The 12,716-nt window shown below is 61.1% G+C and carries 13 protein-coding genes; 2 read left to right on the forward strand and 11 right to left on the reverse strand.

What is annotated here, in order from left to right; genetic code table 11:
• Positions 1–85: 85 nt before the first annotated feature.
• From ACA054_RS31035 to ACA054_RS31045, 3 genes are all read right to left on the reverse strand, one after another.
• Positions 86–718, reverse strand: coding sequence for a LysE family transporter (locus ACA054_RS31035; RefSeq protein ID WP_497687523.1), 633 nt, complete (start codon positions 716–718; stop codon positions 86–88).
• Positions 719–945: 227 nt separating this feature from the next.
• A complete protein-coding gene (locus tag ACA054_RS31040; RefSeq protein WP_497687524.1) occupies positions 946–1,527 on the reverse strand; it encodes a mechanosensitive ion channel domain-containing protein in 582 nt (193 codons plus the stop codon).
• Positions 1,527–3,437: an ATP-binding cassette domain-containing protein gene (locus ACA054_RS31045; protein WP_497687525.1), complete on the reverse strand. Its 1,911-nt coding sequence runs from the start codon at positions 3,435–3,437 to the stop codon at positions 1,527–1,529. The genes ACA054_RS31040 and ACA054_RS31045 overlap by 1 nt, the downstream gene beginning before the upstream one ends.
• A gap of 50 nt (positions 3,438–3,487) precedes the next feature.
• Here ACA054_RS31045 and ACA054_RS31050 point away from each other — a divergent pair, with 50 nt between their 5' ends.
• Positions 3,488–3,952: a TIGR02444 family protein gene (locus ACA054_RS31050; protein WP_497687526.1), complete on the forward strand. Its 465-nt coding sequence runs from the start codon at positions 3,488–3,490 to the stop codon at positions 3,950–3,952.
• Here ACA054_RS31050 and ACA054_RS31055 read toward each other — a convergent pair.
• The gene (locus ACA054_RS31055; protein ID WP_497687527.1) at positions 3,949–5,088 is read right to left on the reverse strand and encodes an AlgP family protein; all 1,140 of its coding nucleotides are present in this window, start codon (positions 5,086–5,088) and stop codon (positions 3,949–3,951) included. The genes ACA054_RS31050 and ACA054_RS31055 overlap by 4 nt on opposite strands.
• A gap of 192 nt (positions 5,089–5,280) precedes the next feature.
• On the opposite strand from ACA054_RS31055, the gene ACA054_RS31060 reads away from it, so the two are divergent.
• Entirely contained in the window at positions 5,281–5,946 is a 666-nt protein-coding gene (locus ACA054_RS31060; protein ID WP_497687528.1) for an FKBP-type peptidyl-prolyl cis-trans isomerase, read from the forward strand.
• A 60-nt stretch (positions 5,947–6,006) separates the two neighbouring features.
• Here the strand turns inward: ACA054_RS31060 and rsd are convergent, their stop codons facing one another.
• The 7 genes from rsd to ACA054_RS31095 form a co-directional block, all read right to left on the reverse strand.
• Positions 6,007–6,465, reverse strand: a complete 459-nt coding sequence (gene rsd, locus ACA054_RS31065; protein WP_497690398.1) for a sigma D regulator — start codon at positions 6,463–6,465, stop codon at positions 6,007–6,009.
• Positions 6,466–6,642: 177 nt separating this feature from the next.
• A complete protein-coding gene (locus ACA054_RS31070; protein ID WP_497687529.1) occupies positions 6,643–7,194 on the reverse strand; it encodes a disulfide bond formation protein B in 552 nt (183 codons plus the stop codon).
• Between the two features lie 231 nt (positions 7,195–7,425).
• Positions 7,426–8,664: a heme biosynthesis protein HemY gene (locus ACA054_RS31075; protein WP_497687530.1), complete on the reverse strand. Its 1,239-nt coding sequence runs from the start codon at positions 8,662–8,664 to the stop codon at positions 7,426–7,428.
• Positions 8,661–9,821 (reverse strand): uroporphyrinogen-III C-methyltransferase, encoded by a 1,161-nt coding sequence (locus ACA054_RS31080; protein WP_497687531.1) that lies wholly within the window; start codon positions 9,819–9,821, stop codon positions 8,661–8,663. The genes ACA054_RS31075 and ACA054_RS31080 overlap by 4 nt, the downstream gene beginning before the upstream one ends.
• A gap of 17 nt (positions 9,822–9,838) precedes the next feature.
• Positions 9,839–10,606 (reverse strand): uroporphyrinogen-III synthase, encoded by a 768-nt coding sequence (locus ACA054_RS31085; protein WP_497687532.1) that lies wholly within the window; start codon positions 10,604–10,606, stop codon positions 9,839–9,841.
• Positions 10,603–11,544, reverse strand: a complete 942-nt coding sequence (hemC, locus tag ACA054_RS31090) for a hydroxymethylbilane synthase (RefSeq protein ID WP_497637116.1) — start codon at positions 11,542–11,544, stop codon at positions 10,603–10,605. The genes ACA054_RS31085 and hemC overlap by 4 nt, the downstream gene beginning before the upstream one ends.
• Positions 11,545–11,683: 139 nt before the next feature.
• Positions 11,684–12,430, reverse strand: a complete 747-nt coding sequence (locus ACA054_RS31095) for a LytR/AlgR family response regulator transcription factor (RefSeq protein ID WP_497637117.1) — start codon at positions 12,428–12,430, stop codon at positions 11,684–11,686.
• Between the last annotated feature and the right edge of the window lie 286 nt (positions 12,431–12,716).

The following is a 12,716-nucleotide window of genomic DNA, read 5'->3' on the forward strand; positions in this document are numbered from 1 at the left end:
TCACTCAAGCTTTGTTATGGATTGCGAGGCAGGGCTTAAACGAAAAAGGCGACCTGAAGAGGTCGCCTTTTTTGTGCCTGATGGTTTAAACCGCGACTTTACGCAGGGTGGCCATGAACGCCGCCGCGCCGATGAACAGTCCGGCAAAGGTACGGTTCATGCGCCTTTGCTGTTTCGGTGTGCGCAACATACGCAGCACCTTGGAAGCCAGCCCGGTGTAACCGGCCATGACGATCAGGTCCACGCAGACCATGGTGACACCGATGATCACGTACTGGATCAGCAGTGGCGCGTGCGGATCAATGAACTGAGGCAACACCGCCAGCATGAACACCAACGCCTTGGGGTTGCTGATATTCACCAGAAAGCCTCGGAACACCAGGGCCATCGGCTTGCCAATCTGCCGGACCGCCGCGTCATCGCTCATGTCGCTGGGCAGTGCTCGCCATTGTTTGATGGCGAGATAAACCAGGTAGGCCACGCCGAACCATTTAATCGCATAGAAGGCCGTGGCCGACGCCGTGAGAATCGCGCCGACACCGGCGCCAACAATCGCAATCTGCACCGCAAGGCCCAACTGCAGGCCCAGGGCGTTCCAGTAACCGCGCCAGAAACCGTACTGCAGACCGCTGGACATCGACGCAATGGCGCCGGCACCGGGAGACAGACTGATCACCCAGCAGGCGGCAAAGAACGCCAGCCATGTTTGAAGCTCCATTGCACACCTCGACTCAGACTTGTGACAGATGTCTAAGCTAATGCGGCTTTGGGTGGATGACTACCGATTTTTTGCAGGATGTTGCGGTTGCCGACCAGCGTTTGCAGCTTGATGGCCCCTTCGCGAGCAGGCTCGCTCCCACACTTGACCGATTTCTTCCGGGAAAAAAGCGATCTAATGTGGGAGCGAGCCTGCTCGCGAAAGCGGTGTTTCAGGCAACAGAAGACCTACTTCTCGAAACCGCTCGAGGGGAATACATCCGTCCCACGCCAACGGCGCACCGAACGCTGGAAGAACAAGCTATTGGGCACTTGCACCATCGCGCTACCAGTGCCGAGCTCTTCCGCCTCGATCAGCGTGGTGTACAGCAAGTTGATCGCAATCACCCGCCCTTTGACGCCGGGCTTGTCGGTGGTGTCCACCAGTTCGACCACATCACCCAAGCGAAACGGCCCAACAGTGAAGATCAGGATCGCGCACAACAGATTGGAGAGCACGCTCCACATGGCGAAAAACGCCACCGCCGCCACCGCGACGAAACCCGACAGCGCTGTCCAGAGCACCGTGGCCGAAACCCCGAGGCGCTCCAGCACGAAGATCAGCGCACTGCCCATGATCAGCCAGCGCAGACCGCCACGCAGCGGCATCAGCAATTGTGGCGGGAACGGGTAACGCTCACCGAGACGGGTCAGGCACTTGGCAACGAAACGCTGGGCGATGTAACCCGCCAGCAGGATCAGCAGGATTTGCACGCCGAGCCAGATCGGCTCGACCCACATCGCCGGCAGCGGCAGCTTGTACGCCTCCATCAGGACAGCGCCTCCAGCTCCGCCTGCATGCTTTCCAGCAGTTCCAGGGCTTCCATCCAGGCTTCTTCCAGCTCCGCTTCACGCACCTTCAGCCTGGCCTGCTCGGCCAGCAGGTCGCGCAATTCATTCTTGCGCAACGGTTCGTAGATGTCGCTGTCGCCAAGGCTGGCATCGATCTTCGCCAGTTTCTCGTGCAGCTTGCCCAACTCGGCTTCGAGCTTGTCAGCCTCACGCTTGTGCGGCGCCAGTTGCTGGCGCAACGCAGCGGCGGCCTGACGCTGGGCTTTCTTGTCGGTCTTGTCCGGATTGACCGGGGTATTGCTGACAGGCGCGTTGCGCTGACGGTACTCCACCAGCCAGCGAGTGTAATCTTCGAGGTCGCCATCGAACTCTTCGACCTTGCCGTCCGCCACCAGGTAGAAATTGTCGGTGGTGCTTTTGAGCAAATGGCGATCGTGGGAGACCACCAGTACCGCACCACTGAATTCCTGCAGGGCCATGGTCAGCGCCAGGCGCATTTCCAGGTCCAGGTGGTTGGTCGGTTCGTCGAGCAGCAACAGGTTCGGCCGGTCCCAGGCAATCAACGCCAGCGCCAGGCGCGCCTTTTCGCCACCGGAGAAATTCAGCACCGGCTCGTCGATCCGCGCGCCGCGGAAGTCGAAACCGCCGAGGAAATCGCGCAGGGTCTGTTCGCGCTCGGTCGGTGCCAGGCGCTGCAAGTGCAGCAACGGGCTGGCCTTGGCATCCAGAGAGTCGAGCTGATGCTGGGCGAAGTAACCGACGACGGTGTTCTCGCCACGGGTCAAGCGGCCGGCCAGCGGCGAGAGCTCACCTGCAAGGTTTTTGATCAGGGTCGATTTACCGGCGCCGTTCGGGCCGAGCAAGCCGATGCGCGCGCCGGGGGTCAGTTGCAGCTTGACTTTCTCCAGCACGGTTTTATCGCCGTAGCCCAGGCGGGCATCGGACAGGTCGATCAGCGGGCTGGAAATCTTCTGCGATTCGCGGAAGACGAAGTCAAACGGCGAATCGACATGCGCCGCGGTCAGCTCTTCCATGCGCTCCAGCGCCTTGATCCGGCTCTGGGCCTGGCGAGCCTTGGTCGCCTGTGCCTTGAAGCGGGCGATGTAGCTTTCCATGTGCGCACGTTGCGCCTGCTGCTTCTCGTAGGCCTGCTGTTGCTGGGCCAGGCGTTCGGCACGGGCACGCTCGAAGGCGCTGTAGCCACCGCGATACAGGGTGATCTTGCGCTGATCGACGTGAGCCACGTGATCGACCACGGCATCGAGGAAGTCCCGGTCGTGGGAAATCAGCATCAAGGTGCCGGGATAGCTTTTGAGCCACTCTTCGAGCCAGATGATGGCGTCGAGGTCCAGGTGGTTGGTCGGTTCGTCGAGCAACAGCAGGTCCGAAGGACACATCAAGGCCTGCGCCAGGTTCAGGCGCATCCGCCAGCCACCGGAGAAATCGCCGACCTGGCGATCCATCTGCTCGTTGGTGAAGCCCAGGCCTGCCAGCAGCTTGCGCGCGCGGGCATCGGCGGTGTAACCGTCGGCGCTGTCCAACTCGGAGTGGTAGCGGGCCTGTGCGGCACCGTCATGGGCCGCTTCGGCTGCCGCCAGGTCACGTTGCACCTGGCGCAGGCGCAGGTCGCCATCGAGCACGTAGTCGACCGCCAGGCGTTCGAGCGTGTCGACCTCCTGGCGCATGTGGGCGATACGCCAGTCGGCCGGCAGGAAGCAATCACCCGAGTCAGGGTGCAGTTCACCCCTGAGCAAGGCGAACAGGCTCGATTTGCCGGCGCCGTTGGCACCGATGAGGCCGGCTTTGTGGCCGGCGTGCAAGGTCAGCTCGGCGTCTTCTAGCAGACGTTGCGGGCCACGCTGTAAAGTCAGGTTCTGAAGTCGAATCATAATGGCGGCGGAGTCTACCAGCTTCGCTCGCAACTAGCGCGAGTAGCACTATGTCCTCTGACCTGTGGAGCTTTTCCCTGACCCTTTATGCCCGTCCGGGCGTTGAACAGGCGTGCCTGCAATTGCAGGCGGCCGGCGTCAGTGTGTGTCTGCTGCTGTGCGCGGCATGGCTGGGACAGCGGGGAATCGCCTGCAATGAACAACGCCTGCAGCACCTTCGCGGTGTGGCACAAGCCTGGGATGCCGATGTCGTGCAACCGTTGCGGGCACTGCGTGTGCAATGGAAAGTTGCCGCCACCCAGGATGCCGAGCTGCACTCGCTACGCGAACAGGTCAAGACACTTGAATTGGAGGCCGAGCGAAATCTGTTATTGCGGCTGGAGCGATCGGCTCAGGATTGGCCGCAAGGTGACGCGACCGATCTGGCGATCTGGCTGGAAGGTGTGACGGCAGGCGCCGCCCACCTGCACCGCGACGCGCTGCATCAGCTGCGCGTCGCGGTAACCGGCACTTAAGAGGCGCTGGTTGGGTTGGTGCTGGAGTTCGACGATGCCACTGGCGTTGGCGCAGTGGAGGTTGTCGAGGTCGTTGCTGTCGGCGCAGGAGCAGCCGAAGCAGATGGCGCTGGCGTTGCTGGCTTGGCAGCAGGAGCCGGAGTCGGCTTGGCAACAGCGGCTGGTTTTTTCACGGCGGGTTTGGCTGCAGGTTTTGCAGTCGACTTGGCAGCGGCAGGCTTGGCTGCTGGTTTCGCTGCGGCAGGTTTTGCGGCAGTGGCTGGCTTGGCAGCAGCAGTTTTAGCAGCCGGTTTTGCTGCAGGTTTGGCTGCAGCTTTCGCTACCGGTTTGGCTGCTGGTTTTGCAGCAGGCTTGGCAGCGGTTTTAGCCGCGACAGGTTTTGCGGCCGACTTGGCAGCAGGTTTTGCAGCGGCAGTTCTAGCCGCTGGTTTGGCGGCTGCGGTTTTCGCCACGGCAGGTTTCGCAGCAGCGGTTTTGGCGACCGGTTTGGCAGCCGGTTTCGCGGCAGCTGTTTTGGCAGCGGTTGTCTTGGCAGCAGGTTTGGCCGCTGCAGTTCGAGCAGCCGGTTTTGCAGCACTGGCCGCAACAGGTTTTTTCGCTGCAGGTTTTGCAGCAGGTTTCGCTGCGGCTTTCACCGGTGCCTTGGTGGCAGGTTTGGCGGCAGGCTTGGCCGGTGCTTTTGCGGCAACCGGTTTGGCAGCGGCTTTCTTGGCAGGAGCCGCAGCAGGCTTGGCCGAACGCAGGGACAACGCCTTGCCGACAGCCTCTTGTACGCGACCAACGCCCTGGGCCAGTTTCAGGCTTTCCTGGGCATCGCGCTTGAGTTGCAGAATGTAGCCGCGAGTTTCCGATTGACGATCCTTGAGTGCATCAAGCAGGTCCTCGAGCTGTTTCACCGCGCCCTTGGCCTTGGTTTGCGCCTTAGCCTTTCCGGCCGCCGCTGCGTCCTGCAATTTGGTACGGGATTTGTGCAATTTCTCTTGCGCTTTTCCGCGCTGCTTTTCCAGTTTGGCGAGCAGTTTTTCAGCATCAGCCAAAGCTTCGGAACAAGCGTTTTCCAGATGCTCGAGCAAGCTGCCCGAGAGTTGTTGGAGTAGGTGCAACGGAGTACTTACAGGCTTCTTGGTGGCCGACATGGTTTACCTCCTGGCTGACGTGAGTGCGGCTCATACTAGACCTCTGCTGCTACCGCCGCTAGGGCATCTTGACAGTATCCAAAGCGCTGTGTTGCAACGAACTGAAAATGTTCTGCGCTGGCGCAAAAGCAGTTCACCGTTTAACGCATTCACACTGGCATAATCGCCCGCATCTCAGGCCGGAGAGTGCCCATGTCGCGCTACCTTTTTTTATCGCTTTGCGTGATTTTTTCCGCGGCCAACGCCGTTGAAAAAAACCAGGAAAAAGACGCTCACGATCTCGCTTACAGCTTGGGCGCAAGTCTCGGTGAACGCTTGCGCCAAGAGGTTCCCGATTTGCAGATTCAGGCACTGGTCGACGGATTGCAGCAAGCCTATCAAGGCAAACCACTGGCGTTGAAGGACGAGCAGATCGAACAGATTCTGGCCGAACACGAAGCCCGGACTGCCATGCAATCGCCTGCGCCTGAAAGCGAAATGGCCGTGGAAAAAGAGCAGCGTTTTCTCAGCGAAGAAAAAGCCAGGCCTGGGGTTCGTGAATTGCCAGATGGCATCCTGCTGACAGAGCTGGCACCAGGGACAGGAACCAAGGCCGGGCCGAACGGCAAGGTGCAGGTTCTGTATGTCGGTCGCCTTCCTGACGGTACGGTGTTCGACCAGAACAGCCAGCCGCAATGGTTCAGTCTCGACAGTGTGATCAGCGGCTGGCGCAGCGCCCTGCAAGACATGCCGGTCGGCGCGAAATGGCGCCTGGTGATTCCATCGGCGCAAGCCTATGGCGCCGACGGTGCCGGTGACTTGATCGCGCCGTACACGCCCCTGGTATTTGAAGTCGAGTTACGCGGCGCTGCCGGCTGAACAGCAGAACGAAAACGGTGCGCATCGCGCACCGTTTTACAGATGTTTCAGGATCACGGCTCAGGCCTGAACCGGAGCCTCTTCCTTGTGAGCGGTATGCAGCACTTCGATCAGGCAGTCTTCCAGTTCGAAGCGCTCGTGCAACAGGCCACCCAGTTCCTTGAACTTTTCGGCGACACATTGACCGGCATCACACAGGTCATTGAACGCGAGCAGCTTCTCGGTGATGACGTCGATGCGCGGGTAGATCGTCTCGGCGAGCTCCAGGCCACGCTTGTCGTTGAAAGCCTTGGCCTCCCCCGTCAACTGTTCGTAGATCTCGAAGTGGCCGGCGGACACGTAATCGACCAGCACGCCACAGAATTCCTGCAAAGGCTTGCGGTTCTCGCCCAACGCCTCAGGCTTCTCGCCAAGAGTGTCATAGGCCCGAACCAGTTCGTGCCGTTCCTGCAACCAACGATCGATCAGCAGATGTACTCCACCCCAACGTTCCTGAGCATTCTGACAACTTTCGAGCATGGCGGTCTCTCTTCCCTTGTGGGTCATGCTGCTCTACACCTGTCGCATACTTGAGAATCAAGATTCGGCCAGGCAGAGCGTCATCGAGCAACATAAATCCAATGACACGTGCGGGCCAGATTATGCCCGCACGACGGTGGCTTCAAGGTACGCAGACGATAAAGTTCATACAAGTGTTTAATCTTTGGCAAGCACCCGGTGCGACGACTCGCCGCCGAGCGGTCGTCGACTGGCGCTCAAGACCAGGCGTATCAGCTGATAAATACCCGGAATCATCACCGCGACGAAGAACAGCAGACTCCATTCCGGAATGCTCAAATCGAACAACGTCCAGGCGATCCGTGGGCAGTCGACGGCACCCTTGAACATCATCTGCGCGACGCTTAGCCACGGTGCGCTGGTGAATACCTCGGCCAAGTCAGGTGAGCAGGCGGAAAATTGATACACCGGATCGGTTTGCAGCATCACCTGACGCCAGGCCGCGAAGGTCCCCAACAGACTGCAGAACAGCCCGAGCAGCCAATACACAAAGGACCCCAGGCGACCGGGTCCATGCACCGAAGCCATCAGGCACAAACCGGTCAACAACGCCAGGCAAGCCCGTTGCAACAGACACAAGCCACATGGCTTGAGGCCGACCGCATATTCCAGGTAATAGGAAACGCCCAGGGCCAGGGCGCCTGCGATGAACACAGTAAAAAACAGGGAGCGTGGGCAGGCCAACGACATGGCGTTTCCGTAACAATCAAGAGTCCGACAGCTACGGTAGTGGAAAGCGCGCAAACCTTACAAGGCGGGCAGATGCAGACATTTCAGCAAATACGTAGGGAATTCCCGACAGACATCTGAGGATCAGATGTAGTGGTCTGTAGGACTTTACTGAAGCAGGATTGCGAAGGGAAAATTCCGACAGGCTCCGGAGCTGCGGATCGCCCATTCGAGCGATCCTTCACTCAGTGATCAAACGTGAGCCAATACCGGCAGCGGTGCCGCCAGCAAGCGCTCATCGAGCAAGCCCAAGCCTTCCTGGAACAGCTGGTTGCTGCGCTCGGTGTCTCCCATCTGTGCCAGCAGGCGTGCCAGTTCGGCGCATGCTTCCGGGTTGCGCTGTACTCGCAGACTGCTTTCCAGATAATCCCGGGCCTTACCCCACAAGCTGCTTTGCAGACACAGGCGACCCAGCGTCAGCAACAGGCCTGGATCGGTCGGATGGTCTTTCAGCCAGCCCTCGGCCAGGTGCAGTTGGCGAGCCGGGTCACTGCCGCGCACCAATCCATAGAGGCGCGCCAGATGGCTGTCGTAGTTTCGTTTCAAGGCCGTGCGCAAGACCTCTTCGGCCTGGACCTGGGCACCCAGTTGCCGCAGTTGCTCGGCATAGGCGAGCACCAATTGCGGCTCCTGGCGCTGCGCCGAGGTAAGCTGCTGCCAGGCGCGATCGAGCGCTTGCAAACCGAGGGTCCCTTCCTCTTCCTGATGCGCCGCCAGGGACAGGTTCTCACCCCAGGCCCGGCGCTCCAGTTCGGCCAGTTCAGCCGCCGGCAGGACTTTATCCTTGCGCAGCTCAGGCAGCAGGCGGATCACTGCCGACCAGTCACCTCGCTGCTGATGCAGGCGCTGCAACTGACGCAGGGTCTGGGCGTTATGAGGGTGGCGCTCGTGCATCGCCTGCAGGGTCGCCAGGGCGCCCTCGGTATCACCGCGATCGGTCTGTAATTGCGCGTGGTTCAAGGCAATCGCCAACTCGGCCTGAGGTTGACGCTCCAGAGCACGCTCCAGCAGATTGTCACTTTCTTCGTAACGACCCTGCTCGTTCGCGGCGCGGGCAGCACCGAGGTAGTAAAGCAGCGGCTGACGCTCGGCTTCTGCGGCCCGATGCAAGTGACGCTGCGCGCTGGCCCAGCGCCCTTCGGCCAGATCCAGTTGCCCGTGTTCGATCGCCACCTGGATCCGGCGACTGCGATTTCGCCGTGACCACGGATTGACCACGCCACCGGAGGTCGTCACCAGTTCGACCGACGCCTTGATGCCCCAGAAAACCAGCCAGAGAACAGCGATCAAGGCCAGCGTTGCCCACAGGCTCGATTCGTAGCGAAAGCTCTTGTAGGCGATCAGGACGTAACCGGAATGCTCGGCGATGGCCAAGCCCAGCGCAGCCGCGGCAGCAATGGCCAGGAACACGATCACATAGAGGCGCTTCATGGGGTGGCCTCCTGCGCGGCATTCGCCGCAGGTTTGGCCAGCGGCTTGATCGAGTCCTCGGCGTTGACGTTACGCCGTTCCAGATATCCCTGGACCGCACTCAGGGTTCCGGTCAGGTCCGGGGTGACCACGGAGACCGGCTGCTTGCTCAGTTCCGCCACCTGTTCGAGCATCACTTTGCTCTGGGGATTGTCCGGGTTGAAGTTGCCCTTGAGCACATCCCGCGCCTCTGCCAGTGCCTGCGAATACACCGCTGCCTGACCGTTGAGCGCGGCCCATTGCGCCTGCTCCAGTGCCAGGCTCAGGGCGAGGCGAACCTGGCTCAGGCTCTGCCCGGCCAGCAAAGGACGGACATTTTTGTCGGCGTTGAAATCGATACGGATGTAGCGCGAGATCTGATCCCACCATTGCGCCCAGCGACTGGCGCCGTCGCCATCGGCGGTCAGCCCCAGCAGGGATTCGCCACGGTCCTTGTACTCGGGCGCGAGCTCGGTGAGGCTGATCACCTGGTCGCGCAACGCGCCCAGCCGCAGGAACAAACCGGTGCGATCCGGCTGCTCGGTGCTGCGCAAGGCCACCAGGGTCTTGGCCACTTGCTCGCGAGCGGCGAAGGAGCCGGGATCATTTTGTTCACGGAGAATTTCATCGGCGCCCTGCACCAGGGCCTGGGCGCTGCTGATGTCCTGCAACGCCGAAAGGCGCAGGCTGGCCAGACGCAGCAAGTGCTCGGCCTCGGCCAGACGCCAGTCCTTGCGGCTGGCGCCGAGGACGGTTTCCAGGCGTTGATTCAAGCGTTGCTGGTCGCCCTGCAACTGAATCACCAGGCGGCTGCGTTCTTCCAGTACATCGGCATTCGGCAGTTGCTCCAGGCGCGCGCTCAGGCGCTGCTCGTTCAATTTCAGGCTCTGCGCCTGATCGTTCAATGCCTGCACCTGACCCAGTTGCTGCTGGGTGTTGGCTTGCAAGTGACGCACCTGCCAGACTCCCCAACCACCCACTGCGACACCGGCGGCACCCAACAGCAGCGCGACGATTGCCAGGCCATTGCCTCGGCGCTGCTGCTCAGCAGGTGGTGGTCGCAGTTCATCAGAAGGTGCATCAACCGGTGCATCGAGCACTGGCCGCGAGTCATCTTTAGGCAAGGCTGTTTCGCTCACGTATCCATCCTTTGCATTTAGAGAACGGGCACGGGATGCTCCCGTAACGCCGTCAGCAAAGCCGCGGCACTGGCGCCACGGCAATCCACAACTGTCAGGGCCCCGGCGGCACGTGCCAGCTCGGCGACCCTGGGACTTGGTACAAACAACGGCAACCGCGCCAACTGCGGCCAGGCATCGCCAGCCAATTGATGCAGGTGCTCAAAACCCTGTCCACTGCTGACCACCAGCGCGTTCAGGCGTTCCGCCTCGATCCGCTGCCCCAGGGCTGCCGACGGGTATTGCGGCAGCTCGCGGCGGTACAACTCCAGATACTCGACACTAGCACCTCGCTCGCGCAAGCGCTCAGCCAGCAGTTCACGCCCCCCCTCCCCGCGCAGGATCAGCACCCGCGGATCAGGCCGGGCGACAGCCTCGCTCAACGCTGCAAGTTCAAGCAAGGCCTCGCTGTCATCGCCTTGCGCAGGGAAGCTGACGTCCAACCCGCGTCCCTCAAGGATCTGCGCCGTCGCCGCGCCGACACTGAACCACTTCATACGCGGTGCTTGCGGGCCAAACCGGTCGAGCAGTTCGACAGTGATCCGCGCCGCCGGCTTGCTGACCACGATCACTGCGCAGAAGCGATCCAGATCATGGAACGTTTCACGCATTGTCTCAGAGACCGGGTTCGGCACTATGTCCAAAAGCGGCAAGCTGCTGCTGAAAATCCCCTGCTCGGCCAATAGACTTCCCAGCGCCGCCGACTCATCCGCCGGACGCGTCAGCAGCAGGCGCCAGCCTGTCACTCGTGACCTGCCTCGCCATACACCGCTTTGAGGATATCCGCGGCGCCCTGGCTCAAGAGGTCTTCGGCCACCCGCACACCCAGGGCTTCGGCATCGCCACGCGGCGCACGCGCCTGGGCACTGAGCAGCAGGCCACCACTCGGATCACCCACCAGACCACGCAACCAGACCTGCTCGCCCTCAAGCACGGCGTAACAGGCGATCGGCACCTGGCAGCCGCCATTGAGGTGTTTATTGAGGGCGCGTTCGGCGCTCACGCGGGTCGCGGTGTCCTGGTGATGCAGCGGCGCGAGCAGTGCGTGAATTTCGCTGTCCGCGGTGCGGCATTCGATTCCCACCGCGCCCTGGCCGCCGGCCGGCAGACTGTCGTCGACGCTGATGGCCGAGGTGATGCGATCTTCAAAGCCGAGCCGGATCAAGCCTGCGGACGCAAGGATGATGGCGTCGTATTCGCCGGCGTCGAGCTTGGCCAGACGGGTGTTGACGTTGCCGCGCAGGAAGCGGATTTCCAGGTCCGGACGACGGCTCAGCAACTGGGCCTGGCGGCGCAGGCTCGACGTGCCGACGATGCTGCCCGCAGGCAATGCATCGAGACTGGCGTAGGCGTTGGACACGAATGCATCGCGGGGGTCTTCGCGCTCGCAGATACAGAACAGACCGAGGCCTTCAGGGAAGTCCATCGGCACGTCTTTCATCGAGTGCACGGCGATGTCGGCTTCGTTTTCCAGCAGCGCGGTTTCCAGCTCCTTGACGAACAGGCCCTTGCCGCCGATTTTCGACAGCGGCGAGTCGAGCAGCTTGTCGCCGCGACTGACCATGGGTACCAAGGTCACGAGCAGACCCGGATGGGCCTGTTCCAGACGGGCTTTGACGTATTCGGCCTGCCACAGGGCAAGAGCGCTTTTGCGGGTGGCGATGCGGATCTGGCGAGAGGACATGGATCAATCCGTACTGAATAGATACGGCGGATAATAACAGCTCAGCCAAATCCACTTTGACTTGTATCAGAAACTACTCGGCCTCCCTGGCCCCGGATATCCGGCAATCGGGTGTGAAGTCCGCCTTGCAACCCGCGAATCAAAGCTGTTGCATCATTTTCCGCACGCCGGCCACGTGGCGCCGACTGACGATCAATGCATCGCCGTTCAGACCCTTGAGGAACAGCTGAAAATGACCCAGCGGTGTTCGTTGCAAGCGTTCGATGCGCTCGCGAGCGACCAGTGCGTTGCGGTGGATTCGCACGAAACGGTCACCGAATTCATCTTCAAGGGCTTTGAGCGGCTCATCCAGCAGCACCTCCCCGCTTTCGTGACGCAAGGTCACGTACTTGTGGTCGGCGATAAAATAGACCACCTGATCCAGGGGGATCAGCTCGATCCCCTTGCGGGTACGGGCACTGATATGGCTGCGCGGGCCACTGCCACTTTCGGCGGCAGGGCGAGTCAGGGCGGCGAGCTGGCCACGATTGGGCCGTTCGGCTTTTTTCAACGAGTCATGTAATTGTTCAGTTCGCACAGGTTTCACCAGATAGCCTACGGCGCTGGCCTGTAAGGCTTCCACGGCAAATTCATCGGGCCCTGTGCAGAACACTACGGCAGGCGGGGTTTCACGTTCGCACAATCGCGCGGCCACTTGCAGGCCATCGAGGCCTGGCATGCGGATATCAAGCAGCACGATATCCGGTTTGTGGCTGTCGATCAGTGCCAACGCTTCATCGCCGTTCGTGGCGCTAGGCTCCAGGACACTGTATCCCTCGAGCTCGCCAACCATTCGGCTCAGGCGCTCGCGGGCTAAGGGGTCGTCATCAACGATCAGGACATTCATATTGCGCTGGATTCCTGCGTGAGTCTCGCACAAGGATAGCGTAGACAGGTGAAGTGACGTCCGTCACCGCGATCCACGCTAAGACTAGCGCGAGCGTCAAAAAGTGCCGCTGGTCGGGCAGCTAAATTTTCATCTGCCGGGCGATTAGCGGCCCAGGCCCGCTTTGGCGACACATCGCCACAGGGTTTGCTGATACGCAATATGAACCCCCCTCTTCTTATAGTCCTCTTGCGCACCGAGAAGTGCGCTGATCCTACTGTCCAACTGTAGACGGTTGCCGGAACGA

The sequence above is a fragment of the Pseudomonas sp. LBUM1653 genome, from assembly GCF_059716115.1.

Bases quoted from the DNA above. Each gene is read 5' to 3' on its own strand.
- ACA054_RS31095 (WP_497637117.1), bottom strand. From the start codon at position 12,430: ATGAATGTCCTGATCGTTGATGACGACCCCTTAGCCCGCGAGCGCCTG.
- rsd (WP_497690398.1), bottom strand. From the start codon at position 6,465: ATGCTCGAAAGTTGTCAGAATGCTCAGGAACGTTGGGGTGGAGTACAT.
- ACA054_RS31055 (WP_497687527.1), bottom strand. From the start codon at position 5,088: ATGTCGGCCACCAAGAAGCCTGTAAGTACTCCGTTGCACCTACTCCAA.
- ACA054_RS31075 (WP_497687530.1), bottom strand. From the start codon at position 8,664: ATGAAGCGCCTCTATGTGATCGTGTTCCTGGCCATTGCTGCCGCGGCT.
- hemC (WP_497637116.1), bottom strand. From the start codon at position 11,544: ATGTCCTCTCGCCAGATCCGCATCGCCACCCGCAAAAGCGCTCTTGCC.
- ACA054_RS31060 (WP_497687528.1), top strand. From the start codon at position 5,281: ATGTCGCGCTACCTTTTTTTATCGCTTTGCGTGATTTTTTCCGCGGCC.
- ACA054_RS31045 (WP_497687525.1), bottom strand. From the start codon at position 3,437: ATGATTCGACTTCAGAACCTGACTTTACAGCGTGGCCCGCAACGTCTG.
- ACA054_RS31050 (WP_497687526.1), top strand. From the start codon at position 3,488: ATGTCCTCTGACCTGTGGAGCTTTTCCCTGACCCTTTATGCCCGTCCG.
- ACA054_RS31070 (WP_497687529.1), bottom strand. From the start codon at position 7,194: ATGTCGTTGGCCTGCCCACGCTCCCTGTTTTTTACTGTGTTCATCGCA.
- ACA054_RS31035 (WP_497687523.1), bottom strand. From the start codon at position 718: ATGGAGCTTCAAACATGGCTGGCGTTCTTTGCCGCCTGCTGGGTGATC.
- ACA054_RS31040 (WP_497687524.1), bottom strand. From the start codon at position 1,527: ATGGAGGCGTACAAGCTGCCGCTGCCGGCGATGTGGGTCGAGCCGATC.